Raw genomic sequence first — 19,498 nt, 5'->3', positions numbered from 1 at the left:
ATGGATTTTCGCCGAATTGAATGGATTTTTCTGGTCGTCTTTATCGCCTTGGATATTTTCTTAGGGTACAGTATCTACCAAAGCCAACAGGCTGAACCCGTGAGCACCGCGCCTGACGTGGAAATCATGCAGGAAATTAAGCGGGATCAAATCTCGTTGCCAAAGCTAAGTTCTAAGACACCTAAGGGCGCGTTTTTGGCCGCTCAACCAAACACTGACTTGTATCAACAAGCCAAGACATTGACCGGCCAACGTGTGACTTTTGATGATACCCGAACCAAACTGAGTAGCACTTTGGTGTCGCCACTAGCTGTGAAGAAGTCGCCCCAAGATACCTTGGCAGACTGGATGAAAACAACTAATAATGTGCTTTTTGGGGACCAGTACGTCTACGCCCCGGAGTTGTCGAGCAAAGATATCGTTGCCTTTGCCCAGAAGATTAATGCCGGCCGCGTCTATGACGACCGGGCCGTGATTTATTTTAAGTTGGATAATAATCGCCTGGTGAGCTATACGCAGACATACATCACTAAACCTGAACAGTTACGGAACTTGGTTAACTTGGTCAGCAATGAAGATGCCGTCAGCACGTTGTATCGCGATAATGAAATTCCAAATAATTCGCGGGTCTTGTGGACGCGCTTGGCCTACACCTGGTTGCTCGATGCTAAGGGCAGTACGGTCTATGTTCCAGCATGGTATGTCGGGATTGAGAATAAAACCTCAAAAAACGTGACAATCAAGCGCGTTAATGCCATGACTGACGCTGTCATTAAGACACGGACCGACAGTTAATTTCATCAGTATAGAATTAGTGATAGAATAGCCGTAGTTTAGGTGAAGGGAAGGCCAGCAAACATGGTTGAAGATTTTGGGATGCGCGTTTCAGTATTGGCAAGCAGTAGTTCCGGCAATGCCACGTATATTGAAACACCCAAGCACAAGGTGCTCGTGGATGCAGGGTTTTCCGGTAAGAAGTTAGAGTCACTCTTAGCTAGCATTGATCGCAAGATGAGCGATGTGGATAGCTTATTTCTCACGCATGAACATACCGACCATATCAAGGGGGTCGGGGTGTTGGCGCGCCGCTATCCAAAACTCAATATTTACGCAAATGCGCCAACGTTTGCGGCTTTGCCAAGTAGTGTGGGTAATTTACCGGCGGATCAACTTAAAATCTTTGAGATGGGTACCACGCTCTCATTAGATGATTTGGATATCGAGAGCTTTGGCGTCTCCCATGACGCGGCAGCACCTCAGTTTTACCAATTTCACCATGACGATAAGGCTTTTGCCGTCCTGACCGATACCGGCTATGTGTCGGACGCTATTGCGGGAACCATCCGGGATGCTGATGCCTACCTGATGGAATGCAACCATGACCTGGAAATGTTGCGGATGGGGCCATATCCATGGCCATTGAAGCAACGGATTCTGGGAGACACAGGGCATTTATCGAATGAAGATGGGGCCAATGCCATCATGGACATGATTGGCTTACGCACTAAGCGCATCTATCTTGGGCACTTGTCACCGCACAACAATATGAAGCCGCTCGCGCACATGACTGTGGCCTCAATGTTGCAACAACAAGGCTTAGCAGTTGGCCATGACTTTGATGTCTATGACACTGATCCAGCCATCGCTGATCCACTATTTGTAGTGTAGACCCTGCGGGCGAGTCAAGCCTGGTTGAAAATGATTATTAACGCGAAGCTGGTCCCAGCGGGCCAGCTTTTTTGTTGTCATTTTGAAGCTACAGGGTTAGACTGTGGACAATAAATTGGAGGGGTGGCCATGTCGAAGAAGTCGGATTTGTTGGATCAGAAAGTGATTGATTTGCTCACTCAGTTCGCGAAAGTCAACACACCGGAGCAACCAGCGCTCATCAAAGAGGTGGCGGATACGATTCTTGCGATTCAAAAGCGTAACCAATCGACCCAAGTGATTCTCACGTGGTTTGTCGGGAACATTTATTTTGAAGTCAATGGCCAGCGCATGCGGGTGAACGATGACGCCTATGCCATTTTGACACAACTTGATGATATCTCTCATGGTAAGGGAAACCTGCCGGGGCTGGGCACAGGTATTATTTGGAATGGCGGTCTCAACGGCGGGCTGTAATTGAAAAATCAACGAAAAAGTTAAAGCGCCTCAATGATGAGCTATTCATTGAGGCGCTTTTTATGTCTAAATCAGGCAATGCTTTGACAATTAAAGCCACTCGCGCGGCCTATTTGGTGCCATAAAACCCCTTAACCCGATTTCTTTAGTTTGGCCAAACCAACATGCTAAGCTTTAAATAAGGGGGAACGACTATGAGTGCAAAACATAAAATAAATTGGCGACATCTTTTGATTTTTATTGTGGTGGTGGAAATTATTGGGATTCTATCGGGCCTCTTAGCTGGTGATATTAAAAGTCACTATCTAGCGCTGAATTTGCCTATTTTGTCCCCACCGGCGGCCGTGTTTGGCCCAGTCTGGACGATTCTGTACTTAATGATTGGGATCTCAGGCTATCTGGTTTTAAATGATAGTTCAACGCGTGCTGCCGCTCGAACTAATTTCTGGTTGTTTGTCAGCCAGCTAGTGCTTAATTTTGGTTGGAGTATTGTCTTCTTTGGCGGCAATCAGTATTTTATTGGGCTCATCATTATTATTCTGCTCGATGCGGTTGTCATCATGTGCATCCGGCGCTTTAGCTTCGTCAACCGAGCCGCGGCGTACCTACTCATTCCATACTTACTCTGGTTATTCTTTGCCACCTATCTTACCCTTGGGGTGGCGTTATTAAACTGATGGATGAAAAGTTAAAAAGCCACTAGCCAGATAATTATCTGGTCAGTGGCTTTTTAGTTGGTTTGAGCGTAAGGGAGGAGGCGACGCATGAGCGTAAATTGCGCATTGATTTGGGCTGCGGCAATGCCGCCGGTTAACGCTAACGTACTCATCCCTTCAATCAGAAACATCCAGTTGGCCGCAATTCCTGACAGCCCTTGATCCTTGAGCACATGTTGGGTGACACCCAAGTCCAGAATCATTTCAATGGTGGCTTGGGTATTGGCCAGTTGCTGCTGCTGAAAATCGACGGTCGCGCCGTCTTTATGGGTGAAGTAGTACTCGTAAGTCGCCCGTAATAGACTGCCATCCAGTTGGCTCTGCAAACGCCGGGCATGACCAGCCAAATAATCAGTCAACACAGTTTCAAAAGGCTGATTGGCTGCCACGGCTTGCTGGACAGTTTCGTAGGTGCGATTGCTCCGCTGTTGAATCACCGCAGTGAAAACCGCCTCAACCGAATCGAAGTAAAGGTAGATGCCACCGCGGCTGATACCGGTGGCGTCAATGATATCTTTCATGGTGACGCCGATAAAGCCTTTTTGGACGAAGACTTCGCGGGCACTGTGCAGAATTTGATCACGTTTTTGCTGCTTCCGTTGGACGTTTGTTTGAGCCGTAATTTTTCACCTCACAAAAATAGTGACACGCGTGTCATTTTGAAGTATACTGCTCCCAATGACACAGGTGTCATTAAGTTAATACCGAAGGAGCAGCCTGATGAATACACAAACTAAAAGTTATCGGTTGGCGATTCGTGCCATTTTAACCGCATTGATTATGTTACAAGCTATGATTCCATTTCTCGGTTTTATTCCGCTAGGGATTACGAGTTTAACGATTATTCATATTACCGTTATTGTGGCGGCCATTATCTTAGGCCCAGTGGACGGGATGTTCATTGGCTTGGTATGGGGCATTGGCACGATTGTCCGGGCCTTTACCTCGCCAAGTACACCGTTAGACACCTTAGTATTCACTAATCCGATCGTCTCCGTTGTCCCGCGGGTGCTTGTCGGGTTAGTCGCTGGCGCTTTGTTTGGCTGGTGGTATAAAAAGCGAGGGAATCTTTATGTCGCCTCAGTCATTGCTGCCATTGCTGGGAGTTTAACTAATACTGTTCTAGTGCTGTTCTTCATGGGAACATTATACACTAACCCTGTGGCATCAGCGTATGGCGTCAGCGCGAGTGGTTTAATGAAAGTTCTGTTAACCATCGTGGGGACCAACGGAATTTCTGAAATGATTGGGGCGGCGATTTTGACGCCAATCTTAGTCAAGGCGATTATTGCGGCTACCCATTTGAAGCCTGGTAAAATAGCCAAGGCTTAGCTCACAGATAACCTTTGAGCCCGGCTTGATATTGTGAAATCTTATGGTCAATGTGCGCAATTTCGGTATATTTTTCCTGGATGTCGGCTTCAACTTTCGCCTTTTGGGCTTCGAGAATGGCGAGGCGTTTGGCCACCGTTCCGGGCCCTTGTCGTATGAGTGCATAGTAAGCTTGGATTTCTTTGACAGGCATGCCGGTTTTGCGCTCGACAATTACGAACGCCTCAACGCTGCCTGTCACCACGATTCAATTGGCAACGTCCTCGACTAATGATGTGACCGGCACTTTCTCGGATACAGATGGCATCGTGCCGTGGTAATCTCTTCGCGGTTGCGTAAAACACCAAGCAATTTTAATTGCGCAGACCAGTCACACGTTCGATAATGACCACAAAAGGGGGGCGTGATGATGTTGTTGAAAAATCTAAAGTTGGTTCACCAGATTGGCTGGTTTTTGATTGTGGCATGTGTGGTTTCAGCGTTTCTCATCCCGACTTGGTTAATTCCGATAGTTGATGGGGAAGATATTTTCAATCTTATTATGGACATTTTCGAGCGGACACTAACTTCGCTTTTAGTCTGGATTGTTGCTTTGGTATTGGGTGTGAAATTTATTTTTCTGAAATAACAAAAAGCGCCCAGGGCATGGTGCCCCGGGCGCTTTTATTAGTTTGACAGGCTGATTTCGGTCTGACTTTGCAGCGTTAATAGCGTGCCCGCGCCAGCCGCGACCAGTTGATTCAACACACCGATGTCATCGGTGAAGTGTAGGCCGTTCAAAATGTTTTTGTCGGTCAAGGCGAGTGTTTGCGGCAAATGTTGCGCCGCCAACTGTTGATCCAGGTCAGCCAGGAAGTGGGCATCATCATAAGGCACGCTGCTATCACTTGCCAACTGCTGCGACTGGCCCTGAAACGCAAAGCCGGTCAGAAAAGTCGTGACGCGATTTTTCAAATGCAGCTTTGACTTCCAGCTGGTTGATAAGGCAAAGAGTAAGCGAACTGCTTGAGGATCGAGAATTTGTTCCGGTGAGTGGCTTTGCAACTGCTGCGTTAATTGGGTGATATCCATCCAAAATCACTCCATTCCTCCATTTGCCGTAAGTGTAAGCGCAAACAGTCATGACGTCAATCTAGTTTCTCGCACAATTTTGTTACCTTATGCCGGCTATCTCAACCCAGAACATCAGTCAGCCACTGTCTGAACTCGCAGGCAAGATGATATTGATGCTGATGAATGATGTGGTTGGGGAGAATCGCTGGAAACTCAACAAGGGCTTTAAATCGAAAGCCATCGCCTTCAGGTTTAATTTGATGGCGAACACCACCGATGATGGTGCCATCAGCGAGTCGGGCGGTACCGGCGGCTTGTTGGGTGTAGCCGGGAGTTAATTGCGACCTGAGACCCGACTCGTCCCCGTATGTCGCAAAGAAACGATTGGGCAACGGTGAGCCCCCAGTGATTTCTAGCACTTCCTGTTCCTTGGGGCCAGGGCTTTCGAGGACAAAATGATCCGGATTTGTGGATAGATTCATCTGTTGATGGGCCGGGGTGTTTTCTAACATAATAGCTTCGATTGCGGCCATGACTTGCGCTGTGCTCAAGTCTGACTGAGCGACCACGATTTCGGTCACGCTGAATTTGCGGCGCCCGTGGGAAACCCAAGCAGCGAGTTTGGAGGCGAAGTTGCCTAATTGATACCGGCGTTTGAGCAGTTTCCGAAAAAACTCAGGCGACTGCTGGGCCTTGAGCTGCGCTAATGCAACGCGGTCTTCATCTAGATGCGCAGCCGATGGGGCAGTCGCTAGCGTTAAACCGCGTTTGGCCAAAAAACGATATTCGTGGTCTAAACGGTTCAACTCCCAGGCATCAATCACTGCCGCGGGCACTGCTTGATTGTTAATCAAGAACCTCATATTTGGCATTCTAATCGTCTCCCTTCGTTAGCGCGTGTTGGTAATCAATGACACTGGTGGTAATTTGGTCGATCATCTGCTGCAACGCTTGTCGTTGCGCGGGTGAAAAGGCGTCGAGCATGGCCTGAACTGACGCATACAGTGGCGCGTGTAATTGCGTATGCGCACGGTTGATGGCCTGCCCAGCGGCTGTGAGCTTCAGCAGTTTGTTCTTTTTATTGGTGGCTACTTGCGTTGTTTGCACCAGTTCGGCTTGGATAAGCTTAGCCACTTGTTGGGACACGGCGCCTTTGGTGAGACCGGCTTTTTGGGCGAGTTCTGTCACCGTGGTCAGGGGATACTGGCCAATGAGCGCGATGAGGTGCAAGGCACTGGTGCTGAGTTGTGTGCCTGGTGCAATGTTAACTGGCTGTTTTTGAATCGCGGCCAGGGTATTATTGAGCTTGAGGAACTGTTCGACGAGTTGGTTGAAGTCTGCCGGTGCCAAAAAATCGCCTCTTTTCGTTTCATATAGTATAGCACTAAACTATTTTAGAAATGAAAATCCGAGGAATGTCCCAGATTTGACCAGAGCTTGTTCACAATTTCGTCAAAACCTCGCGCTATTGTGATGTTATAGAATTCAGAGAAAATATCTGAGGAGGATTCATCATGGATAAGAAATCAAGTAATAAAACTGTGGCCGTTGTCGCTGTTGTTGCTGCCTTAATTGGTGGTGGCGTCGGTGGCGGGGCTGCGTATTACGGGTTTTCCAATGCGAACTCTCAAGACCTTGGGGTTACGACTTCAAGTAAGACCGCTGGGACAACACAAGTCTCCAATGTTTCAGTTAATCAAAGCAGTGCCAGTCAGACAGCATTTGCTAGGGTCAAGAACGCGGTAGTTTCAGTTGTGAATATGCAAAAAGCGCAATCAACAAGTAGTGGCCTGGATGACTTTGGCGATTTGTTCGGTGGTAGCACCCAATCGTCTGGCAGTTCTAGCAGTAGCTCGTTAGAAGAAGTCAGTGAAGGGTCAGGTGTCATTTATCAGAAGAAGGACGGCACGGCATACATTGTGACGAATAATCACGTCGTTTCCGGATCTGATAAATTGGAAGTTATTCTCAGTGATGGGACCAAGTTGACCGCTAAATTGGTCGGCACGGACTCCGTCAGTGACTTAGCTGTCTTATCAATTGATGGCAGCAAGATTAATACTGTGGCAAGCTTCGGAGATTCCAGCAAGATTGAAGCTGGCCAAACGGTCTTAGCTATTGGTTCCCCACTGGGCTCACAATATGCGACTAGTGTGACCCAAGGGATTGTTTCAGCTAAGAGCCGGACAGTCGATGTGCCTGATGAAACCACTGGCCAAACTGTCGGCCAAGCTACTGTTATTCAAACAGATGCCGCAATCAACTCGGGGAACTCTGGTGGTGCTTTGATTAACTTAGCTGGGCAAGTCATTGGGATTAACTCAATGAAGTTGTCGGGATCAACCGGCAGCAACGCCACTGTTGAAGGGATGGGCTTTGCCATTCCAAGTAACGAAGTGGTCAGCATCATCAATCAACTTGTGGCTGACGGAAAAGTCGTTCGCCCCGCCCTTGGCGTGACAGTGCGTGATTTGTCGTCTGTCTCTGCGGCGCAACAGTCTTCCGTTCTGAAATTACCTTCATCCGTTAAAGATGGGGTGGTCATCGCTGGCTTCACCAGCACGAGTGTGGCTAAGAAAGCCGGTCTGAAACAATATGATGTGATTGTTGGTCTGGATGATACTAAGATCACTAGTTTAGCTGATTTGCACACCGCCTTGTACAAACATAAGGTGGGCGACACGGTTTCCGTCACCTACTATCGTGGCAGCAAGAAGGCTACTGTCGAAGTGAAACTTGACCAAACAGCCAGTCAGCTGACAACCAGTTCTAGCAGCTCAAATTAATCACCAATAAAGTGGCGGTCTTCGCAATCCTGTGGAGACCGCCATTTTTGTGCCAGTCAGGAACAATTGGTCGAGCTGGAACTATAGACTCCGAAGTCTGTCCGCCCAAAAGCGGGAATCGTTCAGGTGAAAAAGGGTGGATGTGGATGACTTTCGGGGATAAAATCTAAGCCAACCTGTGGATAACTCTGTGGATACTGTTCATAACTCACTTTTTTGGAGGTGGACAAAGTTTTGAACAGGAGGTGGATAACCTGTGGATAAAAAAACTTTCACTGCAGCAAACGTATGTACGCCAATGGCCTGGCGGGGTTTCAAGCCCGATTTTTTAGAAATTCGAACATTGCTTGCGTGTGGATAAAAGGTGTCTCGAGAAAAAAGACTTGAAAATTTAGAACGCGAAATCTGGTGTCAGTTTTTTAAGTTGCTACAAGATTTTGGGGGTCAAAAAAATCGCATGTGGATAACCGTTGGGGACAAAATGTGGGGATTGTGCTCAACTATTGTGGCTAATTGGCCGTCAAACACATAGAAACCCACTTAAATTAGGGTTTCGGCTGTTTTTCAGAAAATCAAGAAGTCGAATACTTGACCGCGGTCCTCCAAGCGTGTATTGTAGAACTTGTAAATAGATTGTACACAATCTATTTTCCGACAATTTCTGAAAGGCGGTAATATGATGGAAATCAACGTACGCGATGCTGCAAAAGAATATTTAGATAAGAAGGTTGCTCCTGATCGCCACATTTTCCTGGCATTAGACGATGGTTCCAGCAAGTTCTCTAAACTTGGCGGTTCCTGTGCAATCGGTAATAAGTTCCAGCTCGTGGTTTCAAATGCCGCTGACGCTGAGTACAGCTTACCTTTAGATAATAACGCCAACTTAGACCTGACCACTGCACAACCTGAAACCTTATACCTCGGTCACGGGTTGACCTTAGATTTCAAGAATGCTTCATTAGTTCTTCGTGATGATAGCGGGATTCTTGATGGCGCGGTCATGATTGATGAATATACTGCTCCAACCAAAGAAGATCAGGCTTTACGTGAAGAAATGAAAGCTTTAGGCGGCAAGATTTGCTAGTCTAACTGGCGACGCTATTGTGGCGTCGTTTTTTTTTGCAACAGAATTAGCACTCTATTAACAAGAGTGCTAATTGGTGGTATACTGTATTTGTAATCAAGAAGGAGCCAGGCTCCAACAGAAAGGAAGTTTTCAATATGGCAAATGAAGTAGCACGTTCAAATGATTGGTTGACTGATCCATTCTTTGGCGACATGGGACGGCAGTTTTTCAATGGCTTCATGCCTGAGCGCGCGGTTTTAAACGATCGGGTTTTGAAGACTGACATTAAAGAGACCGACAAGGCTTATGTGGCTAAGGTCGATGTGCCTGGAATTGACAAGAAAGATATCCAATTGCACTATCAAAATAATGTGTTGAGTATTAGCGTGAAAAAAGACGACTTCACTGATCATGAAGACAGTGAAGGTAACTTGTTGATGAGCGAGCGTAATTATGGCCAAATGAGCCGGAGTTACCGCCTACCAAATGTTGATGAACAAAACATTGACGCCCAATACGCTGACGGTGTGTTGACCATCAACTTGCCAAAGTTGACCAGTCAACCAGACAATAGCCATCACATCGAAATTAAGTAATTTCAATTATTGAGATCTGAATTTGATACCATTTTAAGCCACGCAACTTCTCTGAAGGTTGCGTGGCTTTTTTTGATTATGAGAATAAGATAAGCACCATTTATACATAAGCATTGGCTACTCAATCGTTAAAGAACGCCGGTTATTCCACCTAAAAATAATTTTCTTAATTTCTATAAATCCGCATAAACACTAAACTTTTTGAATAATCTGAGTCTTTTGTAAGAATTTGCGCTTTACTTTAATCTTTCCTTAATGTAGAATTTTCATAACAAATTGATGGAGGGATGACAAATGCGATTTAACAAACGTCTCGGCGTCTTAGCCGGTGTCGCAGTGGCAGCATTATTCTTAGTTGCCTGTGGTGGGAATCAAAGCTCTAGTTCAACCGATACAAAAACCTGGAGCCGAATGGAAGGCGACGTCATTTCCAGTATGGATTCCGCAGTGGTAACTGACGCAATTAGTGGCCAAGCACTCGTGGATACAATGGATGGTTTGTATCGCTATGCTGGTTCTGACTTGCAACCTGCAATGGCTTCAAAGATTGTCACCCCAACCAACGACGGGAAGACATACACGTTCAAATTACGTGATGCAAAGTGGAGTAACGGTGACCCTGTGACGGCGCAAGATTTCGTCTTTGCTTGGAAGCGGGCCATCGATCCTAAGACCAAGTCGCAATATGCTTACTTATTTAGCGGTATTGTCAACGCCGATGACATCATGGCTGGTAAGAAAGCCGCCAGCACCTTAGGCGTTAAAGCAATTGACGATAAGACTTTTGAAGTTACCCTGGACCATGCGATTCCATACTTTGGCACAATGATGGTGAACCCAGTGTTCTTCCCTCAAAACCAAAAAGTGGTTGAAAAGGCCGGTAAGAACTACGGCACTAATTCCGACAACATCGTTTCTAACGGCCCATTCATCTTGAAGAACTGGAATGGTACCGGCAATTCTTGGAACGAAGTGAAGAACAAAGATTACTGGAACGCTAAGAATGTTAAGTTGAACAAGATTAATGTTCAAGTGATTAAAGATCCTTCTACAGCAATGAACTTGTATCAATCAGGTAAGCTTGATGACGCCACCTTGTCTGGTGCCCAAGCGGCTCAAGCCAAGACAATGAAGGACGTTACCGCATTGAAGCAAGCGACAACCTTCTATCTTGAATTGAACGAGAAGAAGACGCCAGCCTTGAAGAATGAAAAGTTACGTCAAGCCATTTCAATGAGCTTGAATCGGAAAGAATTCATCGATAAGGTCTTACAAGATTCTTCTGTTGCACCAACTGGTTTGGTGCCTGAAAACTTAGCCAAGAACCCAACTACGGGTGAAGACTTCAGTAAGGAAGCGGCTAAGACCACTTCTCAATACACGAAGTACGACAAGACTGAAGCTAAGAAACTTTGGAGCGAAGGTCTGAAAGAAACCAACGTGAAGTCCTTGAACCTTGAATTACTCACTGATGACACGGACGTCGCCAAGAAGTCATCTGAATACTTCCAAAGTGCTTTGGAAGACTTGCCTGGCTTAAAGTTGACGATTTCAAGCGTGCCATTTAAGACACGTTTGACTCGCTCACAAAATGGTCAATTCGACATGGTTATCTCTGCTTGGGGTGCTGACTTCCCAGATCCAATTACTTTCTTAGATATGTTTACTTCTTCTAACAGCTACAACAACGGTAAGTGGTCTAACGCTGACTACGACAAGTTGATTGCTGATAGTAAGGGTAAAGATGCCACCAACCCTGAAGCACGTTGGAACGACTTGTTGAAGGCGCAAGAAATCTTAACTAAGGAACAAGGGATTATCCCAATTTACCAACGGGCCCAAACTCACTTAGTAAACAAGAAGATGCACGATTTGCAATACAGTCCAGCAAACATGTACAACTTTGTGAATGCTTACTTGAAGTAGCGGACTTTGAAAGCGGGACTCAGAAAGTGGGTTCCGCTTTTTATTTTCACAGTGCCTTCACGTCGTAAGCATCAACCTCTGACTAGAATGGAGTAACGTTATGATAAAGTACATCTTAAAACGGGTGGGCTACTTAATTTTGACCTTGTTCTTGGTTGCCAGCATTACCTTCTTCTTAATGAAGTTACTGCCTGGGACACCATTTAATAATCCAAAATTACCACCCGATCAAATTGAAGCCTTGAAGGCGCAATATGGGTTGGATAAGCCCGTTTGGCAACAATACCTTTCCTATATGCTGGGCTTATTGCATGGTGATATGGGGATGTCCTTCCAATTCTCTGGCCAATCAGTCAGCTACCTAATCATGTCGCGGATTGGACCATCATTACAATTAGGGCTGCAAGCAATGATTCTTGGGACTTTACTCGGGATTTTGCTTGGGGCAGTCGCTGCCATTCGCAAGAACACTTGGGTTGACTCAGTGGCAACCATCTTTGCTATTCTGGGTCGGTCAATTCCTAACTTCGTCTTTGCGGCGTTGTTACAATTCTTCTTGGCCTACAAACTGCGCTTGTTCCCAATTGCCTTGTGGGATGGCTTCTCATCCAGTATTTTGCCAACAATCGCGTTAGCCATGGCACCATTGGCTAACACCGCGCGGTTCATGCGAACTGAAATGGTCGATGTCTTGAACTCTGATTACATTGAATTAGCCAGGTCCAAAGGGGAAACTCGCTGGCAAACCGTGGCCAACCACGCACTGCGGAATTCGATGATTCCCATTGTCACGATTATTGGCCCCATGGCTGTTGACTTGATGGTTGGGTCATTGGTGGTTGAAAATGTGTTCGCCATTCCTGGGATTGGGGAACAATTCGTTAAGTCCATTACGACCAATGACTATCCAGTTATCATGGGCTTGACCATCATGTACTCGTTCATGTTAACCGTCGTCATCTTGATTGTGGATATCCTGTATGGTGTGATTGATCCACGAATTCGCTTGAATGAGGAGGCAAACTAATGGCTGATGCAAAACTTTCGCCGGACTTGTTTAAGCGAGTAACGGTTGATTCAACAGAAAAAGAGAAAATTACCACGCCGGCCTTAACATTCACTCAGGATGCGATGCGGCGCTTACGCCAGAATAAAGTGGCGATTGTCTCCTTATGGGTGATTATCATCATCGCGATTGTCTCAGTGATGACAATATTCATTTCACCAGCGAACCCCAATAAGGGTAGCCTGGCCTACACGAATTTGCCACCGAAAATTGCTAACTGGAACATTCCTGGTTTCAATGGTTACCAAGATGGAGTCGATAAGTATGCTGGCCTCGGCAAAAATGTCTGGTTTGCCTTGGGGACTGACTATCTTGGTCGGGACCTGCTCTCCCGGATTTTTGTTGGGACCCGGGTATCTTTGATTATCGCGTTAGTGGCGACCTTGTTTGACTTAACGATTGGGGTCACTTACGGGATTATCTCCGGCTGGCTTGGCGGCCGAATCGATACAGTGATGCAACGTGTGATTGAAATTGTGTCTTCTGTGCCTAACTTAGTTGTCGCTATCCTAATGTTGTTGGTCTTTAAGCCAGGGATGACGTCAATTATCTTAGCGATCGGGCTGACAGGCTGGATTACAATGGCCCGGTTGATTCGGGCGCAAACGCTCCAATTACGGGACCAAGAATTTATTTTGGCCGCTAAAACTGTCGGTGAATCTGGCGGTAAAATTGCGCTGAAACATTTGGTGCCCAACTTGAGTTCTATCATCATCATTCAAACGATGTTCACGATTCCGATGGCGATTTTCTTTGAAGCCTTCTTGAGTTATATCGGGATTGGCTTGCCAGCGCCAACGGCTAGTCTGGGAACGCTGTTGTCTGACGGGCAAAAGGCCTTACAGACGCAACCTTACCAATTGATTTACCCAGCAATCGTGATTGTGGTCTTGATGTTGGCCTTTAACTTGTTGGCTGATGGTTTACGTGATGCATTTGACCCTAAGAGTCAACGCTAGAGGTGGCTGCAATGGAAAGAATATTAGACGTTAAAAATTTAGAGATTGATTTTAAAACCTATGCTGGCACTGTGCACGCGATTCGAGACGTGGATTTTCACTTGAACAAGGGTGAAACATTAGCCATTGTTGGGGAATCTGGTTCCGGGAAATCAGTGACCGTGCGGACTCTGATGGGTTTGTTAGCTTCCAATGCCAAAATCGTTGGTGGGAGCGTTGATTTTGAAGGCAAAGATATTGTTCAAATGTCTGAGAAAGAACTCACGCATCTCCGTGGGAATGATATTGCGATGATTTTCCAAGACCCAATGACTTCGTTGGATCCCACAATGACTATTGGGAAGCAAGTGGCTGAACCCTTGCGCTTGCATACCAAGATTTCCGAAAAAGCTGCACTGGCTGAAGCCGTGCGAGTGCTTGAGTTGGTTGGGATTACTAACGCCAAAGCCCGGTTGAAGGACTATCCGCACCAATTTTCTGGTGGGCAGCGGCAACGGATTGTGATTGCGATTGCAATTATCAACAATCCTAAGATTCTGATTGCCGATGAACCAACCACAGCGTTGGATGTGACAATTCAGGCGCAAATCCTTGAATTGCTGAAAGAAGTCCAAGAAAAAATCGACACCTCGATTATTTTCATCACCCATGACCTGGGCGTGGTGGCCGGGATTGCTGATCGGGTTGCTGTCATGTATGCCGGTAAGATTATTGAATACGGCCAAGTGGATGAAATCTTCTACAACGCCCAGCACCCCTACACTTGGGGATTGCTCGAAGCGATGCCAACACTAGAAACTAAGAGTGATCGCTTGTATGCCATTCCTGGTACACCGCCAAACCTGATTAATCCGCCTGCTGGGGATGCGTTTGCGGCGCGGAATGAATTCGCCTTGGCGATTGATTTGCAACAAGAACCACCATTTTTCCAAGTCTCACCCACACATGCGGCAGCGACTTGGTTACTAGATCCACAAGCGCCCAAGGTGACCTTGCCTCCAGAAATCCAACGGCGGCATCAGATTTGGGAAGAGAAATTCGCCAATAAGGGGGTTAACGCATGAGTGAACCAGAAGTACTCTTGAGTATTCGCAACCTGGTACAAACGTTTAACCCAGGCAAGCGAAATGAAGTCAAAGCGATTCAAGATATCAGTTTTGATATTTATAAAGGTGAAACTTTAGGCTTGGTTGGGGAATCCGGTTCCGGTAAAACCACCACTGGCCGGAGTCTTATTCGGCTCTATCAACCAACCAGTGGTGAAATCATGTACGCTGGCAATGATATCGCCAAACTGAAGCATGGTTCAAAAGCGATGTTGGATTTTCGCCGCAAAGTGCAGATGATTTTCCAAGATCCTTATGCCTCCCTTGATCCGCGGATGAAGGTTCAAGACATCATTGCTGAAGGCATCGATGTCCATCATCTGGCTAAGAGCGAACAGGACCGGGAACAACAGGTCCAAGCCTTGTTGGAAGAAGTGGGGCTCAATGCCAGCCATGCTACGCGTTATCCCCATGAATTCTCTGGTGGGCAACGGCAACGGATTGGGATTGCGCGCGCTCTTGCCGTGCAACCCGAGTTCATCATCGCCGACGAACCAATCTCCGCGTTGGACGTGTCGATTCAGGCCCAAGTGGTCAACCTATTGAAGGACATTCAAGATCGTCAAGGGTTGACCTACTTGTTCATCGCCCATGATTTGTCGATGGTGAAGTATATCAGTGACCGGATTGCGGTCATGCATTATGGCCGTTTGGTTGAATTGGCCTCAGCAGATGAGGTTTATAATCATCCCTTACATCCGTACACCCAGAGCCTCTTATCTGCGATTCCAGTACCCGACCCAAGCTTAGAACGGCATCGTAAGCCAATTGCTTACTCGGCTGCTGAAGCTGAAGATGACGGTAAGCAGCGTGATTTGGTTGAAGTCTATCCAGGCCACTTCGTCTTTGCTTCAGAAGACGAAGTCGCCGGGTACCAGAATGCTGCTAAAGAAAGCCATGGCACGCAAAGCGTCAGTCAAGAACAATAAAACTGGATAATCTTTATTCCACACAAAAAGGTTGAGACAAAAGTTATTTGTCTCAACCTTTTTTATTTTGAGCGGTCTTTTGAAGCGATTGATTAACTTTGGCAACAAAAATCCGCCGATTTGTCGGATTACAAGCGGACAAACTGACGGATGTTTTTTAAATCGTCTTGATGGAGTGCTTAGATGTTCTTCTTACGGAGGTTAATCCCAACCATACTTAATAGTGCTACAAGAGCAGCACCAATGGCGGCGAGAATACCTGTGTTAGATTGAGCATCGCCTGTTTGAGGTAAGTCAGGTTGAGCGGGGTCTGTCGCTGTTGTTACAGCTTGGCCAGCGGCATGAGTTAAAGCGGGTGTTTCAATTGCTGAAACATTATGAGTGTCCTTTGTTGAATCAACAGAAGAATTTTGGCTGTTTTCGCTGCTGTTTGAAGTATTGCCAGTAGTTGAGTTGCCGGTGTTACCAGAATTCGATGATCCAGTCGATGAGTTGCCAGCATTTGAACTTGAATTATCGCTGTTTGTGGCAGTACTGCCAGACGCTGATGAGCCATTGCTTGAATTCTCGGAGCTAGATCCCGAGTTATTGTTATCAGAGCCTGGAGCAACTGCGGCAGCCACGGTAGTCTTTGTTGCGTCACCAACGTTGACACTGTCGTCAGAGCCAGCTGCCTTTGCTTTGATTTGAATCCAGAAATTAGAACCAGCTGGTAAGCCGCTTGGCAAGTCTGACTTATTCAGCGTGAAGTTCCCGTTGTCGTCAACTAAGGCGGATGTGCTTTCCCCCGCTTCGTTAGTGATCTGGGCAATCAGCTCAAAACCAGCAGGTAGTGAACTGACATCTACGTTTCCAGTTACTGCTTCGCTTGTATCGGAAACGGGTTTCACCGTAACACTATTTAATGTAATAGGGTTGATGAGGACCTTAGTGGAGCTACTCCGGACGAGTGTCGGGGTACCATCTTGGGTCTCTTCAGTCAGAAGGAAAGCATAGTAGGTGGTGTTAGGGGATACAGTTGAGCCGAGATTTAAGCGACTGATAGAGAAGGAACCATCGGGATTGATTGGCGCTTCACCCAAGGCTGCACCATTCTGATCAACGAGTTCAATCGCTCGAGTACCACTTGGAATCTTGCTGGTATCGATAGTCCCAGTAATAGCTTGGCCTTCAGTAACAGAATTGACCACTGGAACGGGAAGTGCTGAATCAATGGCAATGGTATTTCCGTCAGAGAATGTTGGTTCATCAGGCACAGTGCCGGTTGGAACAGAAACGTTTAGACCATCAGGAACAGTAATGCTTTGAGGAGCACCAACACTAACGGGTGCAGCTGCATCTTGTGATTTAGCTTGAATCTGGACCCAAGCAGATCCGGCTGGCAGACCATGTGCAAAGTCCGATTTCGCAGCGGTAAAGGTACCATCACTATTAACGGCAACTGAGACAACATCCCCAGAATTATTTGTAATGCGGGCAGTTAAACCAAAATCAGAAGGTAAGTCGGGCACGTTTGCTGTACCTGAGATGGTTTGGTTGTCTGAGGTCACTGGCGTAATGGTAAGACTGCCTAACGTCAGGGGATTGACGGTTACTGTTGCAGGTTGACTACTTTGAATAGTGGCCTTACCGTCAGCATCTTGACCCACTGTGGCAACAAAAACATTGTAGGTTGAATTTGGTGCGACGGTTGAGCCCAAATTAAGCTGATTCATTTTAAAAGTAAAGTTGCCTGCGGCATCAGGAATTGCTTCACCAATTGCGGTACCATTTTGATCGGTTAATTCAACGCCAGTGCTCCCACCTGCAGGGAGTTTACTCATGTCAATTTGGCCAGAAATGTCTTGACCTGCAGAAACCGTGCTTGATGTGAGTACCGGTGTTGGTAAAGAAGAATCAGAAGTGACACCAGAGTTCGCGGTGCTTTGATTAGTAGAAGTGCTTGCTGCGGTTTGGACTGTGTCAGCATGGACCGCATGTGATTGGGATGCTGCAACTCCAGTGCCCCCCAGCACAAGAATACTCAAAGCCAAGGATGATTTTAATAATGATTTTTGAAAACGAGAATTAGTCAAGTTCATTTCCTCCAAATATTCAAAATATATAAAAAGTACTTCTCAATTCTAATATTCTAATTTTCAAAATCAAGAACTTTTTTCACAATTGAAAAATTTTTTACATTAGAATTGAATATAATGTTGAGCTCCCGGAAATGGAATAGTGACAGAATGGCGTTATTACGGAAGATTTCGAATTATTTAGGATGGCTGATACGAGTCGAAATTCGAGAGTTGTTGGTTGTCAAAATCTAGGTTTTTATTCCACACAAAAAGGTTGAGACAAAAGTTATTTGTCTCAACCTTTTTTAGTCCTTGTTTACCTCGTCAATGTTAGCGAGATTTTGATAACTCAGCGTTAATAAGTGTTTGAATTGTTGAGTTTCATCTGCGGTCATGCCTTCCACCAGGCGATTGGCCATCACCTCAAGTTGGTGCTGAAATTCTTGATCGTGTTGTTGCATCTGCTGGCGAAAGGCCGGCGTGATCACGATTTGGTTGAAGCGCTTGTCATCCGGCATCGGGTGACTGTCGATAAAGCCGTGTGCTTGCAGCCGCTGCACAATTCCACTAACGGTGGATTTACTTAAGTTAAAGGCTTCTTGTAAATGATGTTGGTTGATGACTTCGTTTTCGTGTTGGGCCATGTATTGGAGAACCGACATCTGCGTGCTGGTAATATTTGGCAGGACATTATTCGCGAGGACCAGCTGGGTGAACTGCTTATCATACATGACGCTGATTGACTTGAGTAGTTCTGGGATAGTTTCGTTGGCCATGACTAGACTCCTTTAGAGGATGGGTTAAATTATATCCATTATAGCGCAGTCTGCTATTTCAAGAAGTTAACTTATCGGTTGCTAAATTGCCGCAATGGACCTATACTAACCTTATAGTTCGCTAGCGAACTATAAGAGCAACGACTTTTAGTTAAGTTGCTGCTCTGATTTCAAGGAGGAAGAGCCATGACAGAACTTACACATTCCATTCTTCGGGCGACACCATTAGAGGTTGTTGCCATTGAAAATCCATCCGCAGATTATTACGTGATAACTCTTCAGTACGCCACAGACCGGCATCTCACTTGGAAACCGGGGGCTGCTGGCTTCTTCACACTGCCACATCAGCGGCATACCGGCAGCGGCTTCAGATTTTTCTCCATCGCCGCTGTTCCAAGTGAGAATCGGATCAAGATTGGCACTCGAATTGGCGCTAAGGCGAGTGCCTATAAGTCGGTTTTGATTCATTTGCAGCCGGGCGATCGAGTCAACTTGCGGGGGCCCATTGGCAGCTTCGGGTTTCACGATGCCGAATCGCCAGCGGTGATGATTGCCAGTGGCGTCGGGGTGACACCGTTTCGAGCAATGAGTCTGTCACTGACCAACAGTGATGCGCGCCCAGTCCGCTTAATTCAGTCTGCTCATGGATTCCATCTATTTGCTAACGATTTCGTCAAGACGTCATCGAGAGCCGACAACTTCACGTATCAACCCGTTGAATCAGGCAAAGAGGCGCAAGCGCAGATTTTAGCGGCGATTAACGATTACGGCGCAGCGGCTTACTATTATTTGTCTGGGTCTTCGAAAGTGGTGAGGGCCAATGGCGCCTTTCTTAGGGCGCACGGTATTCCCAAACAACAAATTGTTAAAGATATTCAAATCGGGTATTAACCCGGCAAAATTAGACCTTTATGATGTTCTTTCATCATGAGGGTCTTTTTCTTTGTGTACAAGTAAATTAGAATCAATTTAAACTGGAATCTTCAGATTAGAACTGTTACAA

Annotated in this window: 21 protein-coding genes; 14 read left to right on the top strand and 7 right to left on the bottom strand. The window is 46.3% G+C overall.

The features are described 5' to 3' along the window. The 4 genes from FC34_RS06350 (at nucleotide 1) to FC34_RS06335 (ending at nucleotide 2,801) form a co-directional block, all read left to right on the top strand. Nucleotides 1-795, top strand: a complete 795-nt coding sequence (locus FC34_RS06350) for a two-component system regulatory protein YycI (protein ID WP_057894580.1) — start codon at nucleotides 1-3, stop codon at nucleotides 793-795. A gap of 63 nt (nucleotides 796-858) precedes the next feature. Then, nucleotides 859-1,668 (top strand): MBL fold metallo-hydrolase, encoded by an 810-nt coding sequence (locus FC34_RS06345; protein WP_057894579.1) that lies wholly within the window; start codon nucleotides 859-861, stop codon nucleotides 1,666-1,668. Between the two features lie 129 nt (nucleotides 1,669-1,797). After that, nucleotides 1,798-2,124, top strand: coding sequence for a hypothetical protein (locus FC34_RS06340; protein ID WP_057894578.1), 327 nt, complete (start codon nucleotides 1,798-1,800; stop codon nucleotides 2,122-2,124). Nucleotides 2,125-2,318: 194 nt separating this feature from the next. Further along, complete coding sequence (locus FC34_RS06335; protein WP_057894577.1) at nucleotides 2,319-2,801, top strand: TspO/MBR family protein; 483 nt, start codon at nucleotides 2,319-2,321, stop codon at nucleotides 2,799-2,801. 53 nt (nucleotides 2,802-2,854) lie between these two features. Here FC34_RS06335 and FC34_RS06330 read toward each other — a convergent pair whose 3' ends face one another. Then, a complete protein-coding gene (locus tag FC34_RS06330) occupies nucleotides 2,855-3,412 on the bottom strand; it encodes a TetR/AcrR family transcriptional regulator (protein ID WP_268872378.1) in 558 nt (185 codons plus the stop codon). Between the two features lie 148 nt (nucleotides 3,413-3,560). On the opposite strand from FC34_RS06330, the gene FC34_RS06325 reads away from it, so the two are divergent. Further along, nucleotides 3,561-4,172, top strand: coding sequence for an ECF transporter S component (locus FC34_RS06325; RefSeq protein ID WP_057894575.1), 612 nt, complete (start codon nucleotides 3,561-3,563; stop codon nucleotides 4,170-4,172). Between the two features lies 1 nt (nucleotide 4,173). On the opposite strand, the gene FC34_RS06320 is transcribed toward FC34_RS06325, so the two are convergent. The 4 genes from FC34_RS06320 to FC34_RS06300 form a co-directional block, all read right to left on the bottom strand. Beyond that, nucleotides 4,174-4,416 carry a MerR family transcriptional regulator gene (locus tag FC34_RS06320; RefSeq protein ID WP_057894574.1) on the bottom strand — a complete coding sequence of 81 codons (243 nt, stop codon included), beginning with the start codon at nucleotides 4,414-4,416 and terminating at the stop codon, nucleotides 4,174-4,176. A gap of 422 nt (nucleotides 4,417-4,838) precedes the next feature. Then, nucleotides 4,839-5,243 (bottom strand): hypothetical protein, encoded by a 405-nt coding sequence (locus tag FC34_RS06310; RefSeq protein WP_057894572.1) that lies wholly within the window; start codon nucleotides 5,241-5,243, stop codon nucleotides 4,839-4,841. Nucleotides 5,244-5,344: 101 nt separating this feature from the next. Next, nucleotides 5,345-6,097, bottom strand: a complete 753-nt coding sequence (locus tag FC34_RS06305; RefSeq protein ID WP_057894571.1) for a hypothetical protein — start codon at nucleotides 6,095-6,097, stop codon at nucleotides 5,345-5,347. 1 nt (nucleotide 6,098) lies between these two features. Next, nucleotides 6,099-6,575, bottom strand: a complete 477-nt coding sequence (locus tag FC34_RS06300) for a MarR family winged helix-turn-helix transcriptional regulator (protein WP_057894570.1) — start codon at nucleotides 6,573-6,575, stop codon at nucleotides 6,099-6,101. A gap of 164 nt (nucleotides 6,576-6,739) precedes the next feature. Between FC34_RS06300 and FC34_RS06295 the strand changes: the two genes are divergently transcribed. The 8 genes from FC34_RS06295 (at nucleotide 6,740) to FC34_RS06260 (ending at nucleotide 15,659) form a co-directional block, all read left to right on the top strand. Then, nucleotides 6,740-8,011 (top strand): S1C family serine protease, encoded by a 1,272-nt coding sequence (locus tag FC34_RS06295; protein ID WP_057894569.1) that lies wholly within the window; start codon nucleotides 6,740-6,742, stop codon nucleotides 8,009-8,011. 679 nt (nucleotides 8,012-8,690) lie between these two features. Further along, nucleotides 8,691-9,095 (top strand): iron-sulfur cluster biosynthesis family protein, encoded by a 405-nt coding sequence (locus tag FC34_RS06290; RefSeq protein WP_057894568.1) that lies wholly within the window; start codon nucleotides 8,691-8,693, stop codon nucleotides 9,093-9,095. 137 nt (nucleotides 9,096-9,232) lie between these two features. Further along, entirely contained in the window at nucleotides 9,233-9,673 is a 441-nt protein-coding gene (locus tag FC34_RS06285; protein WP_057894567.1) for an Hsp20/alpha crystallin family protein, read from the top strand. A 294-nt stretch (nucleotides 9,674-9,967) separates the two neighbouring features. Next, nucleotides 9,968-11,599, top strand: coding sequence for a peptide ABC transporter substrate-binding protein (locus FC34_RS06280; RefSeq protein ID WP_057894566.1), 1,632 nt, complete (start codon nucleotides 9,968-9,970; stop codon nucleotides 11,597-11,599). 100 nt (nucleotides 11,600-11,699) lie between these two features. Next, nucleotides 11,700-12,626: an oligopeptide ABC transporter permease gene (opp3b, locus tag FC34_RS06275; RefSeq protein WP_057894565.1), complete on the top strand. Its 927-nt coding sequence runs from the start codon at nucleotides 11,700-11,702 to the stop codon at nucleotides 12,624-12,626. Then, nucleotides 12,626-13,624, top strand: coding sequence for an ABC transporter permease (locus FC34_RS06270; RefSeq protein ID WP_057894564.1), 999 nt, complete (start codon nucleotides 12,626-12,628; stop codon nucleotides 13,622-13,624). The genes opp3b and FC34_RS06270 overlap by 1 nt, the downstream gene beginning before the upstream one ends. An 11-nt stretch (nucleotides 13,625-13,635) precedes the next feature. After that, nucleotides 13,636-14,688: an ABC transporter ATP-binding protein gene (locus FC34_RS06265; RefSeq protein WP_057894563.1), complete on the top strand. Its 1,053-nt coding sequence runs from the start codon at nucleotides 13,636-13,638 to the stop codon at nucleotides 14,686-14,688. After that, the gene (locus tag FC34_RS06260; RefSeq protein WP_057894562.1) at nucleotides 14,685-15,659 is read left to right on the top strand and encodes an ABC transporter ATP-binding protein; all 975 of its coding nucleotides are present in this window, start codon (nucleotides 14,685-14,687) and stop codon (nucleotides 15,657-15,659) included. The genes FC34_RS06265 and FC34_RS06260 overlap by 4 nt, the downstream gene beginning before the upstream one ends. A 179-nt stretch (nucleotides 15,660-15,838) precedes the next feature. Here FC34_RS06260 and FC34_RS06255 read toward each other — a convergent pair whose 3' ends face one another. Then, a complete protein-coding gene (locus FC34_RS06255) occupies nucleotides 15,839-17,734 on the bottom strand; it encodes an LPXTG cell wall anchor domain-containing protein (RefSeq protein WP_057894561.1) in 1,896 nt (631 codons plus the stop codon). Nucleotides 17,735-18,024: 290 nt separating this feature from the next. Continuing rightward, a complete protein-coding gene (locus FC34_RS06250; RefSeq protein WP_057894560.1) occupies nucleotides 18,025-18,495 on the bottom strand; it encodes a MarR family winged helix-turn-helix transcriptional regulator in 471 nt (156 codons plus the stop codon). A gap of 186 nt (nucleotides 18,496-18,681) precedes the next feature. Between FC34_RS06250 and FC34_RS06245 the strand changes: the two genes are divergently transcribed. After that, entirely contained in the window at nucleotides 18,682-19,386 is a 705-nt protein-coding gene (locus FC34_RS06245; protein WP_057894559.1) for a ferredoxin--NADP reductase, read from the top strand. Nucleotides 19,387-19,498 lie beyond the last annotated feature (112 nt).

The organism is Lacticaseibacillus brantae DSM 23927, from assembly GCF_001436115.1.
Taxonomy (GTDB): Bacteria; Bacillota; Bacilli; order Lactobacillales; family Lactobacillaceae; genus Lacticaseibacillus; species Lacticaseibacillus brantae.
This window is presented reverse-complemented; position numbering and strand designations above follow the sequence as displayed.